The organism is Acidobacteriota bacterium, assembly GCA_016208495.1.
In the GTDB taxonomy this organism is placed as follows: Bacteria; Acidobacteriota; Blastocatellia; order Chloracidobacteriales; family Chloracidobacteriaceae; genus JACQXX01.
Genome location: JACQXX010000056.1, coordinates 161,320 through 180,414, shown reverse-complemented (window position 1 = coordinate 180,414; position 19,095 = coordinate 161,320). Strand labels below are relative to the sequence as shown.

Annotated in this window: 14 protein-coding genes; 7 read left to right on the top strand and 7 right to left on the bottom strand. The window is 51.3% G+C overall.

Annotated features, from left to right (window positions below; all coding sequences use genetic code 11):
• Positions 1-91: 91 nt before the first annotated feature.
• The 3 genes from topA to HY774_10430 all read right to left on the bottom strand — a co-directional run bounded on the left by topA (position 92) and on the right by HY774_10430 (position 5,505).
• On the bottom strand, positions 92-2,596 hold the full coding sequence (gene topA, locus HY774_10440) for a type I DNA topoisomerase (GenBank protein MBI4748896.1): 2,505 nt from the start codon (positions 2,594-2,596) through the stop codon (positions 92-94).
• 304 nt (positions 2,597-2,900) lie between these two features.
• Positions 2,901-4,025 (bottom strand): DNA-protecting protein DprA, encoded by a 1,125-nt coding sequence (gene dprA, locus HY774_10435; protein MBI4748895.1) that lies wholly within the window; start codon positions 4,023-4,025, stop codon positions 2,901-2,903.
• Between the two features lie 115 nt (positions 4,026-4,140).
• A complete protein-coding gene (locus HY774_10430) occupies positions 4,141-5,505 on the bottom strand; it encodes a DUF1446 domain-containing protein (GenBank protein MBI4748894.1) in 1,365 nt (454 codons plus the stop codon).
• 80 nt (positions 5,506-5,585) lie between these two features.
• Between HY774_10430 and HY774_10425 the strand changes: the two genes are divergently transcribed.
• Together HY774_10425 and HY774_10420 are read left to right on the top strand one after the other, a co-directional pair.
• On the top strand, positions 5,586-6,113 hold the full coding sequence (locus HY774_10425) for an HAD hydrolase family protein (GenBank protein MBI4748893.1): 528 nt from the start codon (positions 5,586-5,588) through the stop codon (positions 6,111-6,113).
• A gap of 171 nt (positions 6,114-6,284) precedes the next feature.
• On the top strand, positions 6,285-7,538 hold the full coding sequence (locus HY774_10420; protein ID MBI4748892.1) for a molybdopterin molybdotransferase MoeA: 1,254 nt from the start codon (positions 6,285-6,287) through the stop codon (positions 7,536-7,538).
• A 237-nt stretch (positions 7,539-7,775) separates the two neighbouring features.
• Here the strand turns inward: HY774_10420 and HY774_10415 are convergent, their stop codons facing one another.
• A complete protein-coding gene (locus HY774_10415) occupies positions 7,776-8,765 on the bottom strand; it encodes an ABC transporter permease (protein MBI4748891.1) in 990 nt (329 codons plus the stop codon).
• A 248-nt stretch (positions 8,766-9,013) separates the two neighbouring features.
• On the opposite strand from HY774_10415, the gene HY774_10410 reads away from it, so the two are divergent.
• The 4 genes from HY774_10410 to HY774_10395 all read left to right on the top strand — a co-directional run bounded on the left by HY774_10410 (position 9,014) and on the right by HY774_10395 (position 15,346).
• Positions 9,014-11,152: a DnaJ domain-containing protein gene (locus tag HY774_10410; protein MBI4748890.1), complete on the top strand. Its 2,139-nt coding sequence runs from the start codon at positions 9,014-9,016 to the stop codon at positions 11,150-11,152.
• A gap of 172 nt (positions 11,153-11,324) precedes the next feature.
• Positions 11,325-12,302, top strand: coding sequence for an NDP-sugar synthase (locus HY774_10405; protein MBI4748889.1), 978 nt, complete (start codon positions 11,325-11,327; stop codon positions 12,300-12,302).
• Positions 12,303-12,563: 261 nt separating this feature from the next.
• Positions 12,564-13,331 carry a glycosyltransferase family 2 protein gene (locus HY774_10400; protein MBI4748888.1) on the top strand — a complete coding sequence of 256 codons (768 nt, stop codon included), beginning with the start codon at positions 12,564-12,566 and terminating at the stop codon, positions 13,329-13,331.
• Between the two features lie 395 nt (positions 13,332-13,726).
• Positions 13,727-15,346, top strand: coding sequence for a cytochrome c biogenesis protein ResB (locus HY774_10395; GenBank protein MBI4748887.1), 1,620 nt, complete (start codon positions 13,727-13,729; stop codon positions 15,344-15,346).
• A gap of 306 nt (positions 15,347-15,652) precedes the next feature.
• On the opposite strand, the gene HY774_10390 is transcribed toward HY774_10395, so the two are convergent.
• Entirely contained in the window at positions 15,653-16,435 is a 783-nt protein-coding gene (locus tag HY774_10390; protein ID MBI4748886.1) for a guanylyltransferase, read from the bottom strand.
• A 306-nt stretch (positions 16,436-16,741) separates the two neighbouring features.
• Here HY774_10390 and HY774_10385 point away from each other — a divergent pair, with 306 nt between their 5' ends.
• Positions 16,742-18,088 carry an outer membrane protein transport protein gene (locus HY774_10385; protein ID MBI4748885.1) on the top strand — a complete coding sequence of 449 codons (1,347 nt, stop codon included), beginning with the start codon at positions 16,742-16,744 and terminating at the stop codon, positions 18,086-18,088.
• A gap of 124 nt (positions 18,089-18,212) precedes the next feature.
• Here HY774_10385 and HY774_10380 read toward each other — a convergent pair whose 3' ends face one another.
• Together HY774_10380 and HY774_10375 are read right to left on the bottom strand one after the other, a co-directional pair.
• Complete coding sequence (locus tag HY774_10380; protein ID MBI4748884.1) at positions 18,213-18,500, bottom strand: hypothetical protein; 288 nt, start codon at positions 18,498-18,500, stop codon at positions 18,213-18,215.
• A 124-nt stretch (positions 18,501-18,624) separates the two neighbouring features.
• Complete coding sequence (locus tag HY774_10375; protein ID MBI4748883.1) at positions 18,625-19,068, bottom strand: AAA family ATPase; 444 nt, start codon at positions 19,066-19,068, stop codon at positions 18,625-18,627.
• Positions 19,069-19,095 lie beyond the last annotated feature (27 nt).

The following is a 19,095-nucleotide window of genomic DNA, read 5'->3' as shown; positions in this document are numbered from 1 at the left end:
ATCAAACACTTACCAAATCCAATATCTCAGAAAACTTATGACAAGGTACTTACTGACGACTGACTTATCAACAACTGACTAAATTCTCAGGTTAGGTTGCCACTTGCAAGGAGGGCTCAGTCCCGGATGAATCAGCCCCAGCCGTGGCTGGTGCCACATATCCACACCCTTCCTTATCAGCGCAATACATAATCGTCCCTTCTTTTTTGGTTGTTTTTTCAAGCAGGAACACGGCTTTACACTTTGGACAAGGCGTCGGAATTGGCCGATCCCAGTACACAATTTCACACTTGGGATATTCGGTACATCCGTAAAACGCTTTCCCTCGCTTGGATTTCTTGACAGCAATTTCGCCCTTGCAGCCTTTTCGCGGACAGGCAATCAGAGTGTCACGCTTGATGTATTTGCATTTTGGATAGGCTGAACAGGAGACAAACTCGCCAAACCGGCCCTGTTTTCGTGCAAGTTGCTTGCCACATTGCGGACATAGTTCTTCGAGCAACACATCTGGTTTGCGAACCACACCCGATTTGCGAATCTGGCGAGTGGTTTTGCACTCTGGATACCCGGTACAGGCTAAAAATTCACCCCAGCGGCCTTTTTTGAGCGCCATTGGCTTTCCGCATGTGTCGCAGGTCTCATTGGCATACGGGTTTTCCACTGGTTCGGCGGATTCAGTGGCTGGCGCTTCCAGGTCGCGGGTGGTTTTACATTCCGGGTTGGTACAGGACAGAAACTTTCCAAACCGTCCAAGCTTGAGCACCATCGGGGATTCACATTTGAGGCATTTTTCGTCGGTTGGGACACCCGCCTTGGCTCGATTGATGTTGCTTTCGGCTGATTTCAGCTCAACTCTGAACTTCTCATAAAAGGATTTGAGTGCTTCCCGCCAGTTCAAACTTCCTTCTTCGATGGCATCCAGTTGAGCTTCCATGACAGCGGTGTAATTGATGTTAAACAGGTCAGTGAAATTTTCGACCAGCACATCATTGACGACCATCCCCAGTTCAGTTGGACGAAAGCGGCCTTCTGTTTTTTCAACATAGGCCCGGCTCAGAATCACCGATAAAATTTGCGCATAGGTTGATGGCCGGCCAATCCCTTCTTCTTCAAGCGCTTTCACCAGCGTGGCTTCAGTAAACCGGGGAAGCGGTTTGGTAAAACTTTGATTGGCTGCCACGCCCAGGCACTTCAGAATTTCGCCGACTTCAACCTTGGGAAGTTTGAGGGCGAGTTCTTCATCTTCCGTATCCCGCTCGTCTTTTCCTTCTTCATAGACCGCGAGAAAGCCTGGTGTGCGCAGTACCGACCCGGTGGCCCGGAACAAATATTTGGCACCCGCCTGAATATCAATCGTCGTGGCATCAAACACCGCCGGCATCATTTGCGAGGCAACAAACCGCTTCCAAATGAGCTTATAAAGTGCTAACTCATCTTTTCCAAGCGACTTCGCCACGCTTTCTGGAGTCCGGTACACCGAAGTTGGACGAATGGCTTCGTGGGCATCCTGGGCATCTTTTTTGGTTTTGTAGCGCACCGGTTGTGGAGTCAGCGAATGGGCCCCAAATTGAGCCTGAATAAACTCGCGCACCTCCGTAATCGCCCCTTCGGAAACACGAGTCGAATCGGTTCGCATATAGGTAATCAACCCAACGCTGCCTTCGCTGCCAAGATCAACGCCTTCATACAGTGCCTGTGCCACCTGCATGGTTTTCTTGACCGCAAAACCAAGCTTGCGAGCGGCTTCCTGTTGCAGTTTTGAAGTGATAAAGGGAGGCACCGGGTATCGCTTTTTCTCTTTGGTCGTCACCGATGCCACTTTCCATTCAGGAACCGTTTTGAGTTCGGTTTCAATTGCGCGGGCATCGGCTTCATTTTGAATGTGAACTTCGGTCTTTTTGAAGTTCTCGAAATCACCGGTTTTGAGGGTCTTTCCTAAAATTTGATAGAGCGACGAGGTAAACTTCGGCGGCAGTTTTGCCTTTAATTCAGCCGCAAACGTCCAGTATTCAGTTGGTTTAAATGCCTGAATCACCCGCTCGCGTTCCACCACCAGCCGCAAGGCCACCGATTGCACCCGACCTGCCGAAAGCTTGCCGCCAACTTTGCGGCACAACATCGGGCTGACCTGATATCCGACCAGCCGATCCAAAACCCGACGTGCCTGTTGGGCGTCTACACGATGCGAATCAATCTGTTTCGGCACCGAAATCGCCTTCTGGATCGCTTCCTGGGTAATTTCATTAAACATCAGGCGATAGACTGGTTTTTTCGACCGGACGCCGGCCAGTTCCTCGCGCAAATGTTGACAAATCGCCTCCCCTTCGCGGTCCGGATCGGCTGCCAGATAGATCACTTCGGCTTCTTTGGCAGCTTTTTTCAACTCACGCAATGTCTTGGAATTATTGCGTTTGACCGTATCCGGAATGACCTCATAGGTAGGCTCAAATCCGTGTTCCACATCAACGCCAAGCCCTTTATCCGGCAAGTCCTTGATATGACCATTGGATGCCATCACCGTAAAAGTTTTGCCAAGATATTTGTTAATCGTTTTGGCTTTGGCTGGTGATTCAACAACAACAAGCGATTTTGACATGCTCAATCCTTAAAACTTCTGTAAAGCGTTGAAAAATTAGAATCGAATAGCAAACTGAGTCAGTAGCCAGTAGTCAGTAGTAGTCAGATCATATTCTTCTGGTTTGAGAGATCTAAAAATTTTTGTTTTGTAACTATGAAGCACTCAAGACTCAAAAGCACAATTCACCTTGTGATTGATTGACGACTCACTCCTCACTATTGGCTCAGTAACTTATACCGTTTTGCAATGAAATGCTCGCATTAGAAAGCAGTCAAGTAATTCAATCAAGTAAACTTAGTGAACTACTGACTACTGACTGGTACTAAAGCTTTCTCACATACAACTTCCCGGGTAATTGATGAATGCGATCTTTGAGTTCCAGTTGAAAAAGGGCGTTTACGAGACGCGGCTGATTCAGCTTACTCTGTACCAGAAGCACATCAATGTGAACCGGCTCATCCAATCCAATCAGACCAAAGAGTTGACGTTCGTCTTCGGTCAATGAAGCCAGATCAGCGCGAGCCTTGATGAGATCACCTGGGGTTTCATCAACTTGCCGCAACTGTCGCTGTAAATCATAGGAAAATTCAGCCACCACATCCTGCCAGTCGAGTACCAGTTTCGCGCCATCCTGGATCAGACGGTTTGGACCGATTGATTTGGCGGAGGTGATATTTCCCGGCACGGCAAAGACTTCGCGGTTTTGCTCCATTGCCATGCGGGCTGTAATCAAAGAACCAGATCGCTCTGAGGCTTCGACCACGACCACTCCCCGACACAATCCCGAAATAATGCGGTTGCGGTAGGGAAAGTTTTGCGGGAGCGGTGGCTTTTGGACCGGAAATTCAGTCACCAGCGCGCCATAGTCCAGAATTGTCTCAGCCAGTTTGCTGTTTTCTTTCGGGTATCGCTCGTCCAGCCCGGTTCCCATGACCGCAATGGTGGAGCCACGAGCTTCAATCGCTCCCTGATGGGCAGCCGTATCAATTCCGCGCGCCAATCCGGAAACCACTGTGACCCCGTGGGTTGTCAAATCACGTGCCAATCGGGTTGCCGCGTTCTGTCCATAGGTTGAACAATGCCGCGCACCCACAATCGCCACACAGGGTTGTTCCAGTGCTGAAGTCAGATCACCCTTGAAATACAGCACAATAGGGGGATCCGGGATTTCGCGCAAGTGCAGAGGGTATTCAGCATCCTGAATCGTAATGGCCGAAGCACCATGCTGTTGGAGCCAGAGCAGTTGCGCATCAGCCTCCCGATATCCCTCCTGGTTGAGAATGGCTTCTCGGGTATCTTCCGGAAGCCCAACCCCCTCGAATTGCTGCCGATTGGCCCGGAATACTGCTCCCGGAAACCCAAACCGTTTCAATACTTTTTGGGCCGTCATCGGCCCAATGCCTCTGGTCAAACTCAGGGCGATCCAATCTCGCACGTCGTCGCGCATGGCAACCTCACTTCGTGGTAAGAATAGTCGGAAACAACCCGGCGGAATTCAATTTAAGTTGAATTTGAATTTCCACCAGCTTGCCATCCGAGCAATTCCCACCACGGTGCAAGCGCTATGCCTCAATCACTTCCACCTGTGGAGTCACCACGTGTTTTTGAAGTAGCGCCGGCCAGTACGCCACGATTTCTTCAACTTTGGGCCGCCCTCCAGCAAACCCAGTCACGGTTGGCGGGCCGGTCAGCACCAGTGGCGCCAGTTCCTTGGTAAAGCGATCAACACTGGCTTTGTCATTTGATCGGACGCCAAGGCGGAGCACCACTTCGGCAATATCAGGTGAGGGTTCACCGCCCAACGGCCCATGACAGGCATTCACACCGACAAACTCAGTCAGAATTTCTTCAAAGTGGAGTCCTAAGTCCTTGAGGCGGGCACGCAAAATACGGTCAGCCGCCTGGGCCTTCTTATAGGCATCCGGCCAGGCATAGACCAGCGACCCGACAGCTTTATAGCCAGACGAGAAACTCATCGAAACCTTGTAAAACTCGGTTGCGGGCTTGCCCTGGATTCCAAAAAATCGCACCCGGTCCGGTCCATCAGCTTCCAAATGAATCGTGGTGAAATCGGCGACACAGTCAGGAGTGATGTATTGGTGCGGATCGCCCATTTCATAGACCAGTTGTTCTTTGATCACCGCCGGTGTGATGCGCCCGCCGGTTCCGGTGTGTTTGGTAATCACAAACGTCCCATCCGGAGAGGCTTCAACAATTGGGAATCCAACATTTTCCAGGTTGGGAATCGTCTCCCAATCCACCAGACAGTTTCCGCCCGATGCCTGCGCACCGCATTCAATCGTATGCCCGGCAATGGTTCCGGCAGCCAGTTTGTCCCAATCATCAGCCGCCCAGCCAAATTCGTGTCGCAACGGCGCCAGCGTCAAGCCGGTATCAGTACAGCGCCCGGTGATAATAATCTGGGCATCTTGTTGGAGGGCTTCGAGAATTGGCTGTGCCCCAAAATACACATTGGCGCTCTGAACCTGAGAGCGAATGGTGGAAAGGGGTTCGCCCGTGTCCATATTCTTTAAGGCATGACCTTCGGCCAGCATCGAATCCAGCCGATCCATAATGTCATCACCGGCCACAATTCCAATCTTGAAGCACCCGGAAAGGCCATGTTTGGCGGCCACGGCCTGAATCGCCTCAGCACAGGCCCGTGGATTCACCCCGCCAGCGTTGGCAATCACCCGGATCTTGCGCTCAACCAGCGTTGGTAGCACTCGATCAATCATGCCCACAAAATCACGGGCGTATCCGGCTTTTGGATCACGCGCGCGTTGTTTCTGCATAATTGACATGGTGACTTCGGCCAGATAATCGAGGATCAGGTAGTCAATCGGGCCGCCTTCAACTTGACGAAATGGGGCTTCCAGCCAGTCACCCCAAAATCCCTGCCCACTAGCAATGCGGATTGTTTTCATGATTGAATCAAAGTCCTTCTACACCGGGAATGGTTCGTTCGCTTCCCGGAAAATCCTGAAATATTTATGAGTGAAAATGTATGGATGAAACGGTGTTGGAACGTGCGAAGCGGATCAAAGTGCTGCTCATGGATTGCGATGGAGTGCTCACCGATGGCCGGATTATCTTGCTTCCCGATGGGCAAGAGGTCAAGGCTTTCAATTCACAAGACGGTCATGGTTTGAAATTAGCCCAGCGTGGCGGCATCCGAACCGGTGTGATTACGGGTCGAAAATCCGGTGCCCTGGAACAGCGTGCGCGTGAGGTCAGCATCGAATTTCTCTACCAAAATGCCAAAGATAAAAGTTCCTGCCTGGATGAACTCCTACAGGCAGAAGGATTTGACCCTCAGACTATTGCATTTGTCGGCGATGATCTCCCGGATATCCCCGTCATGCATCGGGTTGGCCTTGGGATTGCTGTCCACAACGCAGTCCCCGAAGTGCGCGAGCACGCCCACTATGTAACCAGGGTGACTGGTGGTCGCGGCGCCATCCGCGAAGTCGTCGAACTCCTGCTCAAAGCCCAGGGCAAGTGGGAATCTGAAGTGTCACGGTTTATTGCTTAGCTGAATGCAAAATGAAGAATTGAGAATGAAGAATGAAGAAATAAACGGGCTCTTGGTTCCTGGTTCTTCTTCGAAGGTATTGATCTCTAAGCACTCAGTACCAGTCACCACGCACCTGTCTTTTCTTCATTCTCAATTCTTCATTCTCAATTCTTCATTCGAGAATTACCTATGTCATCACTTCCATTTGATTCCAAACCACTTGACGTTGCAGTCGCCCAGAAAATCATCCTGGGAACCATTGGATTTGCAGGAGTTGAACGAGTCAGCCTGACTGACGCGCTGGGGCGTGTGCTCTGGGAAGAAATCATCGCTCCGGCTGATATTCCGCCGCACCCAAACTCCGCCATGGATGGCTATGCTGTGCGTGCGGCTGATCTGGCGGAATGCTCCTCTGAATCTGCCGCAAGGCTGAAAGTGGTGGCTGATTTACCTGCCGGGTATGTCCCCAAAGCCCCACTTGGGCCCGGCGAAGCGATTCGCATTATGACTGGGGCGCCGATTCCGGATGGTGCCGACAGCGTGGTCATGGTCGAACGCACGGCGAAAGATGGCGAATTTGTAAAGGTTTTCAAGCCGACACGTCTCAATGAAAACATCCGTCCACGGGGCGAAGACATTCGTACCGGCGATGTTTTGATGCAGCCTGGGACACAGCTTCAAGCGGCTGAAATTGGAACGCTGGCGGCGATACAACGCGCATTTGTCACTGTTGCCCGACGCCCGATGGTGGCAGTCCTTTCAACCGGTGATGAACTGGTCGAAGTTGACGAACCACTCGCCCCAGGCAAAATCGTCAACAGTAATGCCTATTCGCTGGTTTCGCTGGTCCGTGAAGCCGGAGGCATTCCGATTCAGCTTCCACTGGTTCGTGACAGTCGCGAAGCACTCAAACAGGCAATTACTCAAGCACTTGTGGCAGATGTCGTGGTTTCGTCAGGTGGGGTTTCAGTTGGCGATTATGATTATGTGAAACCGGTATTGTTGGAAATGGGGTTGGAACCAAAGTTCTGGCGGGTCAGGATGAAACCAGGGAAACCTTTGCTCTATGGACTCTTGCACGGCAAGCCTTATTTTGGCCTCCCAGGCAATCCGGTTTCGAGCATGCTGACTTTCTTGCTGTTTGCGCGTCCGGCGCTCCGTAAATTGAAGGGATACCCGGCATCAAACTGGCATCTCCCTCAAATTACAGCCGTTACCGAAAGTGATATCCGAACCAAGGGTGACCGCCCAACTTTTCTGAGAGCCAATGTCAGCTACCAAAACGGCCAGTTCGTGGCAAAAGCCATGGCTTCCCAGGGATCAGGAGTTCTCAGTTCAATGCTGGGGGCTGAAGGTTTGATTTTTCTGGAAGAGGGCACGTCAGTGGTTGCAACTGGCCAAACCGTGCCGGTGTTGCTCATTCGCAATCCGTTCCGGTTTTAGGTTCCGTCAGTAGTCAGTAGTCAGTAGTCAGTAGTCAGTAGTCAGTAGTCAGTAGTCAGTAGTCAGTAGTCGAGTGTTGGGATTTTGGAATTTGTGTCAAGTCTTTTTGGTTCTTATTAAATCATTTCTTTTCAAGGTCTTTGCAAACTGAAATATCTGGGTTTGGTCTACTGACTAATGACTTATCAACTACTGACTACTGACTTATCAACTACTGACTACTGACTTATCAACTTCTCAAGAAACCTTAATTCGTGGATCAAACAGCCGATACAGGACATCGGTCAGGGTGTTGACCACGACGTAGGTCAAAGCAATGATTAACAAGTTTCCCTGGACCTGTTGATATTCACGCTCATTGATTGATTTGACGGTCAAATCTCCCAATCCGGGCCAGGCAAAAATGGTTTCGGTAATGATGGCCCCGGTGAGCAACACCCCAAATTGCAACCCGATAATGGTAATCACTGGAATCATGCCGTTTTTCAGGATGTGCTTATAGAGAACAACCCGTTCCGGCAACCCTTTGGCGCGTGCGGTTCGAACATAATCCTCGTTGAGTTCTTCGAGCACACTGGAACGGACCAGGCGGGTCAGGATTGCGGCCAGTGCGGCTCCAAGCGTAACCGACGGTAATACCAGATGGTCCAGACTTCCGGTTCCGGATACTGGTAGCCAGCCAAGTTCGACCGAAAAAATCAGAATTGCCAGTGGGCCGAGCACAAAATTGGGAAGTGCAATTCCCAGTAACGACCCGGCGGAAATCAGACTATCTGTCCAGGTGCCGCGTCGAACAGCCGAGGTCACTCCCAATGGAATCGCAATCAATACCGCCACAACCATCGCCGCCAGGGCCAACTGCAAAGTGGACGGGTAGCGTTGCACAATTTGGGTGGTGACGCTTTTTCCAGAAAACGTCTGGCCAAAATCACCCCGGAGCAACCCTCGACTCTGGTCAACAGCACCACCTGGGCCAGGTGAGGTTGAGCGCGCACCAAACCAGAGGCGTAAATACTGTTGTCCCAAAGATAAATCCAGACCATGCTGGTGGCGCATTCGCTGAACTTCTTCAGGACGCGCATTGTCTCCCAAATACATCAAAACCGGATCGCCAGGTACCAGGTGGATTAACAGAAACACCAATGTCACCACCGCCCACATTACAGGGACAGCAATGAGCAATCGGCGGCCAAGGGTCAATACAAAAAACTTGAGCAGTGGTGTCATGAAAGCTCGGATCCAGGCAAGTAAGTATATCTTTTTGAAGAGGTTACACAGAATTTCCAGCAAATGCGCGAACAGCAGTGTACTGCGGATGACAGGTTCTGACAACCAGTCCACTGGTTCGGCAACCAGGGTTTCTCGTCAAGCGGAACGGATATAGAAGGTTTCATTGACAGTCAAACAGGCGGTCGTTAGAGTTTGAGAACGACACGTCACAATGCTCCCCTTTCAGTCCATTTGGAATTAGTTGTATGAATGGTAATTTCAGCCGAATTTCATTCCCCGACGTCATTCGCGAACTCCATCTCAAACGCCGTACAGGATTGCTTCGGCTTGTTCAAGATAAAACGTTGCGCGCCATTTTTGTCGAAGAAGGCAAACTGGTGTTTGCCCTTTCCAATTTGCCACAGGAACGACTGGGAGATTTCCTGTTGCGTGAAAACCGCATTTCCCGCGAACAGTATGATCAGGCACTGCTCCATCCCAACAGCAAACAGCGCATGGGGAAAGTCCTGATTGAACTTGGGTTTCTGAGCCCAGAGGAAGCCGATTTTTATACCAAACGCCAGATTACCGAAATCATCCTGGCCAATTTTGGCTGGAGCCAGGGTGAGTTCACCTTTGAAGAAAATACCCGTGCGGCACACGATGTCAAACTCGATTTGTTGACGCCAAATATCATCTTGATGGGAGTGCGAACCATCACGGATGAAAATTTGATTCGTGGTGCCGTGGGCCCAGTCGCTCAGAAAGTTCAAATGTCGATGGAGGCGCCACTCCAACTCATGCAGGCCACACTGGACGGCACCGAAGGGTTTTTACTCTCGCGCATCACAGATTCCCATTCGCTGGACGAACTGGTCACCATGTGCGGCTTGCCCGAAGCCATGGTGTTGCGAGTGATTTATGGTTTGATCTGCGCCGGCATTTTGGACAGTGATTATCCACGCCCAATGATGGATGGCAGCCGCCCGGCGTCAATCCATTCGCAGGCGGCTCCGGCGAGAGCGACACCACCACCGCCACCGTCAAAATCAAGTGCGGCTGCCACGATCCCCGTCTCTGGCCCAAACACCGCTTCACAGCCCCCACTCTCGACACCTTCATCGGCTGAACCCGTGATGGCGGAAAAGGATGCACGTGACGACCTGAAAAAAATCCAGTACATCAATTCGCTCAAGACCACGACCTACTACACGGTGCTTGGGGTTGATCCGTCGGCCCGTGAAGCTGATATCAAAAAGGCATATTATGCCCTGGCTAAGAAATATCACCCAGATCGGTTTCGTCAGTATGGGGCGCCAGATATTTTGACGGATGCCGAGCAGGTCTTTGCCAAGATCGGCGAAGCCTATGAAAAGCTGAAAGATCTTGATTTCCGCCGTCGCTATGATGATTTTCTGGGTGTTGGGGCAAGTAGCGTCACCTCTAGCATGTCGTCGGCTCCGCCACCGCCGCCAACACCATCAGCAACGCATAATCCTTACAAAGCGGCATCATCCGCCCCGAGTAGCCCGCCCCCAACCACTTCAAGTTCCGGTCATGGGTCAAGCGGTTTTGGAAAGCCGATGTCACCACCTCCCGCAGCGTCAAGTTCCGGTCATGGGTCAAGCGGTTTTGGAAAGCCGATGTCACCACCTCCCGCAGCGTCAAGTTCGGGTCATGGGTCAAGCGGTTTTGGAAAGCCGATGTCGCCGGCACCGCCACCTGCCAGCAGCGACGCATCGAGAGTTGGGCACAGTACGAGCAATCAATCCCGGCCAGAAGGTGGCCCGCCCACCAGTAATATGCCCAAACCCAATTTGAGCCCAGCCCCGAGCAGTCCGCCGACCGGAAACATGCCCAAACCTGATTTCGGTTCAACCACAGGTGGGGGTGTCGGGTTTACTTCAGGTTCCGGAACTCCAGTGGCCCCGATGAGCCCACTGGAAGTTGCCCAGCGCAATTACAACTATGGCCGGGCGGCTCTGGAGCGAAAAGACTATCTGCTGGCGACCAAATATCTGCGCGAAGCCATCAAGTACGCCCCTGAGAACGTGTCATATCGCCTGCATCTGGCCGAAGTCTGTTCACAAAATCCAAAGCTTCGAAAAGAAGCTGAAGAGCATTTGCTGCAAGCCGTCAGGATTGATCCACGAAATGTTGATGCGTTGTTGCTGCTTGGAAAAGTCTACAAAAACGGTGGCCTCGATAAGAGTGCCAAAACGCAATTTGAAGCCGTCTTGAAAATTCAACCCAACCACCCGGCTGCCCTTCAAGCTTTAGGCCGCAATGCTGATGAAGAACCAAAGGCTGAAGCTCCGAAACAACCAGGCCCCGAAGCCAAACCAGCCGACAAGCTCAAGGACATTTCAGGCTCGTTTCTCAATCGGCTGTTCCGCAGAGGGTAACGTCTATTCCGGCTGAAGACGTCAGGCTCAGGGCTTGGGGCTCAGGGCTGAAGAAATTGGTTTTATTTCATCCCTCATCCCTTCTTTTGCTCCGAGCTTGCGAGTCTTCAGCCCTCAGCCCTCAACCCAAAGTGGCATTACATTCCTTCCAAACCTCAACTCCTTACACCTTATGCATGCCATGATTTTAGCGGCTGGATTCGGAACTCGCCTCTGGCCGCTCACCATTGATCGCACGAAACCGGCCATTCCCGTTTTAAACCGCCCGCTCATTACCTACACGGTTGATTATCTTCGACAGGCTGGGATTCAGGACCTGGTGGTGAACCTGCACCATCAAGGCGAATCCGTCAGCGAAGCGCTGGGTGATGGCAGCCAGTTAGGATGTCGCATTCAATATAGCGATGAAGCCGATCAAATCCTGGGGACTTCCGGGGCGCTTGACCATGCCCGCCATCTACTGGAACACGATCACTTTGTTGTCATGAACGGCAAGGTGATTACCAATATTGACTTGCGACCAGCCATTGACCTTCATTTCAGCCAGAAAGCACTGGCGACGCTGGTGCTCCGGCCAAATACCAGCCGCGAGCGATTCAGTATGGTTGAAGTTGACCAGCGTGGATGGGTCACCCGATTTGCCGGGTTTCCAGCCCCAAATGACGGAATTGAAGAACCGCTGATGTTTACTGGAATTCAAATCCTGGATCCAGCCATCTTTGAGTTGATTCCACGTGGTGTTTTTTCGCACTCCACCACTGATGTTTACCCCAAAGCCATTGCCCAGGGATTGCCAGTCATAGGCTATGTTTCCCGCAATCCGCACGAATACTGGTATGAATTCAGCACCCTGCGCCGCTATCTCGATCTCAGCCTGCACTTGCAACGTCCGCACAACCAAACCGCTGTCACGGGTGAGGGCTGCCGGATTGACCCGTCCGCCCACATTACTGATTCAGTTATCTGGAAACATGTCCAGATTGGACCAGGCTCCAAAATCCACCGCTCAATTATTGGGGACGATGTCGTGCTTCCGGCTGAGACCAATCTTGAACAGGTGGTCGTGGTAAGAGCTGACAAATTAACGCCCGAAGAATTTGAAAAACACCAGTCCCAAATTCTCCACGGCAACCTGATGATTGAGTTTTAAGTGGAAGAAAAGCGAGTCGCGCACAATAGCGAGTAGCAAGTAGCGAGTAGTCAATCAATCACTGGTAGAATTCGACCTTACCCATTCGAATTCTCAACGCTTAAAAGAGTAATTCTCCTAAATACTTCAAACTAGAAGAGATTTGCTTCATGCCTCATTCTGTCTGATTACTGGCTACTCGCTTTTGTGTGTTATCTGACTACTCGCTCTTGCTTCTGGATTGACTACTCACTACTCACTACTCACTACTCACTCTTCTTCATGCTGTCAGTCACCATCATCACCCACAATGAAGCTCAAAATTTGCCGGACGCACTGGCATCCGTGGCCTGGGCGGATGAAATTGTGGTGGTTGATTCGGAAAGTACTGACCAAACGGTTGAAATTGCCCGTGCGGCTGGCGCCAGAGTCACCATTCATCCGTGGCCAGGGTATGCCGAGCAAAAAAACTTTGCGGAAACTCAGACCAGTCACCCCTGGATTTTGAATCTGGATGCCGATGAGCGCGTCACCCCGGAACTCAAAGAACTGATCTATCAGGTTATCAAGGCTGCAACTCCGACGCATCAGGCATTTTATGTTCGACGGCGTAACTGCTATCTGGATCGGTGGTTACGCCATTCTGGCTGGTATCCGGACTATCAACTCCGGCTCTATCAACGTGGGAGCGGCAAGTGGCGCGGCGATTTTGTTCACGAATCGTTCCACCCACATCAGAAAGCCGGGTATCTGGAAGCGGACCTGTTGCATTATTCGATTCGGTCGCTGACAGAACATCACGAACGACTGGGCCGCTATACCACACTGGCGGCCCAACGTCTCAAAGCAGAAGGAAAACGCGTCTCAATCAGACACATTGCCTTGCTTCCAGCCCTTACCTTTTTCAAATCTTATTTCCTCAAGCTTGGAATTCTGGATGGATTGGCCGGTCTATATGTCAGCTATTTTGCGGCCTACTATGTGTTTTTGAAATATGCCAAACGGTGGGAAGACCAGAGGAATGAGCGAAGTAGTAAAGTAGTGAAGTAGCGAAATAGTGAATAGTCAGACCAAAACGAGTGGCAAGTCATCACCCTGTCACCTGGTCACCTGGTCACCCTGTCATCCTGTCACCTGGTCACCCTGTCATCCGATAAGACCGTGGGCTGCGCACCACGGCTATTAAACGACGACCCTCCGGGCCTGAAATCCTTATCCTGGCGCTTAGGTTCTGTCACCTTGTTCACCTGGTCACCCTGTCATCTGGTCACCCTGTCACCTGGTCACCCTGTCACCCTGTCATTCCACCATATAGGACATCTGTCTTGATCTTCTGACTTCCAGACGTCAATAATCAAATTTCCCCAGGTCCTCAATGTGCGTCCAATGCGTGGAAAGTCCTATCTCGACACGTTCTCATCACTTTACATCAGGTCATTTGTCTTATGTCATCACCAGCCGATACGCTTCCTTCCGTAGACGATCCGAATGAAACACAGCTTGATCTGGAAGGGCCTAAAAAGGCCCAGACCAAAAAAACATCAGGGAAAAGCCCGATTGATGTGTTCCTTGATTTCCTCAGTTCCGTGAAAGTTGGGGTCACCCTGCTCACCATCCTGATTTTGTCCACGGCGATTGGGACCTTTATCATTCAAAAAGGCACAAGTGGGTTTCGCGAGTACTATCAACAACTGTTGCCGGCTGAAAAAACGCTCTATACCTTTCTTGGGTTTTTGGACATTTACCACACCTGGTGGTTTAACCTGCTGCTCTTGACGGTGAGCTTGAACATCATTTTGGCTTCGATTGATTATTTTCCGGCAGCCTGGCGGTATGTGAAAAAACCGGTTCTGAAAATCAACCAGGCGTTTATCAATCGTCAACCCTGGAAAGACTCCGTGGTGGTACCGACTGCATCGGTTGACCTCAATAAAATCAGAGATGCGTTCGAGCATGTTCTATTACCTGGTTGGGCGAAAGGACCGCTCCGTTACCTTTCGAGTATGCGGCTGTATGTCACTGAAAATCCGCATACTAAGAGCACGACGATCCTGGCTGAGCGAGGAGTTTGGAATCGGCTGATGCCGTATGCTATTCACGTGGCCCTGCTCACGATCTTTATTGGCGCTTTTATTGGCGGACAACTTGGCCGCAAAGGTGTGATTCGGCTGGCGCCAGGCGATACAACCAATCGGTTCATTACCCAGAGTCCGGATCCGGCCATTCCGGATGATGAATTCGAAATGCCCTTCACGCTGGTCTGCACGGACATTCAACAGGACCTGCTCAATCCCAAGAAAAACGATCTGAGTGCTCCCAACACACTCGACTGGCACACGAAAGTCCTGTTTCAGTATAAAGGCCAAAATTATGCCGGCCATATCCACCTCAACACGCCGATTGATTTTCGTGGGTATCGGTTCTTCCAGGCCAGCTTTGACAATATCGCCAGCGCTCGCGAAGTTACCTTGTCGCTGACTCCAACCACTGGCGGCACGCCCCAAGAAGTCAAAATCAGCCGTGAGGCGACCAAAGTTCCTGGTGTCGGGACGTTGCGCCTGTCTGATTTTTACCCGGATTTTATGTTCAGCAACGGGCAGGTCGGCACCCAGTCAGGCGATTACAACAACCCGGTGGCTGAACTGGAATGGATCCCGGAATCGGGCGGTGCACCGAGTCTGGTGCTGGCTTTCAACGAAGAAATGGCCAAACAAGTCGAGAACTTACCGGTTGGGAATCGAACACTGGCGGGAAATGTGCGGACCGCGCTCAAGGATTTTGAAAAAGTCTCTCGGGCCCACGTGCTTCAGGTCCAGTATGACCCTGGCGTAGACACCGTCTACATCGGCTCCGCCTTACTGACGCTCTTTCTGTGGATGGTGTTTTTCTTCTCGCACCAGCGTGTTTGGGTTCTGGTTGAATCACGCCCGGATGGCACCAGCCTGATTTCCATTACTGGAAATACCAACCGAAATCGCCCACTCTTTGAACGCACCTTCACCAGGCTGGCGAATTACCTGACAGGGAAAACCACCACACTGCAACCACAACCCGAAGCTGAGTGATGACAGAGTGACAAGGTGACAAGGTGACAAGGTGACAAGGTGACAAGGTGACAAGATGGTAACTTGATGCACACGCTCCTGGATTGACGACTCGCTATTTCGCTATTTCGCTATCTCGCTTTGCCTCATAAGCGCCAGAATAAGGATTTGAGGCCCGCAGGGTCGTTGTTTAATAGCCGTGGTGCGAAGCCCACGGTCACGGCCAGGACGAGCCCCAGGCCCAACGACAGTATCATTCAATACCAACGGAAAAGACACAAGGTTTCTTATCCTGGCGCGTATCTCGCTTTGCCTGGCGATGTCACATTAAACCCGCTCTTTGGGTCCTTCGCTGGCGGCAATTAAGCGTTGCAAAAGCCTGATATAATTGTCTTTCAAAGGCAGATCCAGTTCGACTTTGAGTCGCTGGCGCTCGGCCTGGGCTGGTTCACCGGTGATTGGATTCAAGCCTTGTTTTTGGTAAGTCTCCCAATGAACTCCGACACCGCGCTTTTGCCAGGCGGGAATATCATTGAAATTCACACCGCGCTCAAAGAGGAGTTCGTTCTTTTCGGGTACTGACATCCCAAACAAAGTTTTGGCGGCAGCTTCCGGAGTTTGTCCTTCTTTGCGCAACAGCCAGTAGCAATGTCCGTTGAGCGCGTTGCGATGGGCATCTTCGCTCCGCCAGAGAAAATAATCATACACCTGCTCAAGCCCTGGGAGTTGAGAGACCCGGCAATCGAAACATCCGATTTGCCCGAGCAAAATCGAGAATTTGGCGCTGGCTTCCCCAGCCAGCACGGAGTTGTACTTGCGAAGCTTGCGCTGAAACACATCGGTTTCGCGATGAAAGAGCAATGAAATCTCGTCGCTTTGGGTGTAGCCATAAATAATGCGAAAGCCGCACTGCATCAAATGCTCAACCGTGGCGGTCATCATATCGCGAAAGCGCACATCAAACGGAGCTTCAAAATCACACAATTCGCGAGTCAGACGGGTAAAATTCCGCCCATCCAATCGCGCGACCATAAACAGTCCCGGCAAAACGCAATGGTCGTGGGCTGTTTCAAAAACCCGCATCCTGGTATCCAGCTCATCAAATTTCATTGGCTCAAATTCCTCATCTTTCTGACTTCCACTGCCTTATTTGTCTCACGTTCACCTTCAAAGTGTACTCTCTTTGTTGATTGAACCGCGACCATTCTCAGGGTTATCTTCAACAAACTTCTGGGTGTCACCCTCCTTTCTTCTCAATCTCAAAAAATAGACTTTTTGTGGAATGCGCATTGCTCTAATATCAGTGTCTTGTTCCTGTCAGGGGATTTCCACACATCCTTCCTGCCTGTTTGTCCCCTTTATTCCCAGGAACGGAGTTAGCCATAATCCTTGTGTTGCATTCCGTGGAGAAAAAAAATGAATTCAACTTTTTGTCCTCTTCTGTTGCACAACAAGATCAAACTCTCGATCTTGTTCGCGGGGTTAGGAATACTGCTCTTCCTGGGTACAGGTGAGCAGATCCTGGCTCAAGGTATTAACTACCCGGTGAGTAATCCAGCCGGTACCAGCGGTACCGGAAATGCCCGAACCGATCCAGATAACTTGTTTATCCGCAACAACATTGCGGGCATGACCGAAATTTCAGTCAATGACACCGAAGAAGCCGATGGAAAACTCGGCGATTCCGGCAAAGGTGGCTGGCGGTTCCTGGGTGAATTACAAGGCGCCTATTTTCGATATGAACGAGAGCGAAACGCCGGGCCGCTCCAGGGCGTCAAGAGCAATGCGACGATCTATCCGCCAGGGCTGGCGGGTGAAGTGACCTACACCAGCGGAAATCACAAATATGCATTTGGCGTTGGGGTGTATTCAGTATTTGCCTTCCAAAGCAAAGTCGTAGACCCAGACAGCCTGGGTTCACGCGCCCTGTTTTTTGATTCCAAGGTCGGTTCAACCGATGTGGCTTTTGGTGCGGCGGCTCGACTCAACAAATATGTCTCCGTCGGCGGTAGTTTTATTTTCGGGCGTGGGTTTGTTGACCTCAAAGCCCCAAACGCCGATCTGTTACGGGCTGGAATTGTGCAGGATAGCCGGGTGGATGTGACCGATATCGGCGCTCCTGGATTTAGCATTGGCGTGCATCTTCGCCCAACAGAGAAAGTCAATTTTGGGTTCAACTACAAAAGCCGACGTGAATATGACATGACGGGTGATTTGACAACCGCCATTCCTCGCCCCACCACTGGAGGACTGCAATTGATCCCGTTCACAACCAACATCACAACCCAGTTTAAACTCCCTCAGGTGGTTGAAAGCGGTGTCCAGTTCAAAGCCACCAAGAACTTCACCTTCGTGGCTGACTATCGGTTCTATGATTATCCAAACGCATTGGAAACCGTCGTGGTGAAAAGCGAGCAAAGCGGGCAGCCGCTCCTGTCACAGACGATCAATGCCAAGAATGTGCATTCCGTGCGTTTTGGCTCAATCTACACCGTCAATGACACCACCCGCCTCAATTTTGGGTTGGCGTTTACCTCGGATGGATTCCGTGATCAGTTTATCAATCCTGGATTGATCAATACTGGTGGCATTGATGTCAGCGGCGCCATTTACAAAAAGCTTTTTGGACAATGGTTCAATGTTGGCATCGCTGGTCTCATTGGCCGTGAACGTATTGTCGAACCTCAAGTAAACCCGGCATTTAGCGGAGCTTACCGAGGACATGGCATTATGATCAGCCTTGGGATGCGCCTGCGCAAGTAACCAATTGGGCTGAAGACAGAGGGCTGAGAAAACCAGGGCTGAGGGCTTGGGGCTGAGGGCTGAAGAATTGGTTTTATTTCATCCCTCATCCCTTCGATTGCCCCGAGCTTGCGAGTCTTCAGCCCTAAGTACAAGTCCTCATAAATGGGGGATGGAATTTCGGTGATTCCCAATTGGCTTCCGCCCGGATGGGCGCCGGACAATAGCCGGTGGTTTGCCGCTTTGGGCATACCACCGGAGCTTCGGTCCGCAGTGGTTCGCGCCCGGATGGGCGCTGGAAGCTGGTTTGGGTCCCGGTTTTCGTCGAAGTTTCGGCTGCTGGCTCACGACTCCTGTTCCAGCGCCCATCCGGGCGCGAACCCGTGATGGCGGCTCTGTCCGGTGGCCGCGTATCCAAAGCGACACTTGCCACCGGCTATTTTCCACCGCCCATCCGGGCGAAAACCAATGTTTCTGCTAGCGAGTGGTCGAATTTCATCCCCTATTTATGGGGACTTATACTAAGCCCTGAGCCCTGGTATTTTCAGCCCCAAGCTCTACCCATCTCTCCACGGTTCAACCACAAACCCGCCGTTTTCAATCCTGACAAAAGAGAGTTCATCAAAGCCTTCGGCCAAACTGGGAAGTTCTAATCGTCTGGCGGTGCCGCCAATGCCCTTTTCTGGAATGTGGGCAGTTCCAGTTCGAGTAAGGTTGCGAGCCAGTGCATCCCGAAGCCTCGATTCGAAAAAATATCCAACGACTGAAAAGCCGAATTCCTTTGCCGAGGTAATGTATCTGGCTCGTTCTGCACGAGTTGGATTGGTGTTGTCAATCACAAAGGGTTGCTTTGCTTCAAGGCAGGCATGCAACAGAATGGTTTCACGATGACGGGTTTTGAGCATATCCAGATTGATGCGGATATGGGTATTGAAAAACTTTTCGCGATAAAACGTTGATTTTCCCGTGGCCTGAATGCCAATCAAAATGACTGCCTGCATAGTACTTTCCCTTGTCTCCCTGTCCTC

What these genes read in the sequence shown, in the direction of transcription:
- HY774_10400 (MBI4748888.1), top strand. Translation starts at nt 12,564, where the DNA reads ATGCTGTCAGTCACCATCATCACCCACAATGAAGCTCAAAATTTGCCG.
- topA (MBI4748896.1), bottom strand. Translation starts at nt 2,596, where the DNA reads ATGTCAAAATCGCTTGTTGTTGTTGAATCACCAGCCAAAGCCAAAACG.
- HY774_10420 (MBI4748892.1), top strand. Translation starts at nt 6,285, where the DNA reads ATGTCATCACTTCCATTTGATTCCAAACCACTTGACGTTGCAGTCGCC.
- HY774_10415 (MBI4748891.1), bottom strand. Translation starts at nt 8,765, where the DNA reads ATGACACCACTGCTCAAGTTTTTTGTATTGACCCTTGGCCGCCGATTG.
- dprA (MBI4748895.1), bottom strand. Translation starts at nt 4,025, where the DNA reads ATGCGCGACGACGTGCGAGATTGGATCGCCCTGAGTTTGACCAGAGGC.
- HY774_10390 (MBI4748886.1), bottom strand. Translation starts at nt 16,435, where the DNA reads ATGAAATTTGATGAGCTGGATACCAGGATGCGGGTTTTTGAAACAGCC.
- HY774_10375 (MBI4748883.1), bottom strand. Translation starts at nt 19,068, where the DNA reads ATGCAGGCAGTCATTTTGATTGGCATTCAGGCCACGGGAAAATCAACG.
- HY774_10425 (MBI4748893.1), top strand. Translation starts at nt 5,586, where the DNA reads ATGGATGAAACGGTGTTGGAACGTGCGAAGCGGATCAAAGTGCTGCTC.
- HY774_10430 (MBI4748894.1), bottom strand. Translation starts at nt 5,505, where the DNA reads ATGAAAACAATCCGCATTGCTAGTGGGCAGGGATTTTGGGGTGACTGG.
- HY774_10410 (MBI4748890.1), top strand. Translation starts at nt 9,014, where the DNA reads ATGAATGGTAATTTCAGCCGAATTTCATTCCCCGACGTCATTCGCGAA.
- HY774_10405 (MBI4748889.1), top strand. Translation starts at nt 11,325, where the DNA reads ATGCATGCCATGATTTTAGCGGCTGGATTCGGAACTCGCCTCTGGCCG.
- HY774_10385 (MBI4748885.1), top strand. Translation starts at nt 16,742, where the DNA reads ATGAATTCAACTTTTTGTCCTCTTCTGTTGCACAACAAGATCAAACTC.
- HY774_10395 (MBI4748887.1), top strand. Translation starts at nt 13,727, where the DNA reads ATGTCATCACCAGCCGATACGCTTCCTTCCGTAGACGATCCGAATGAA.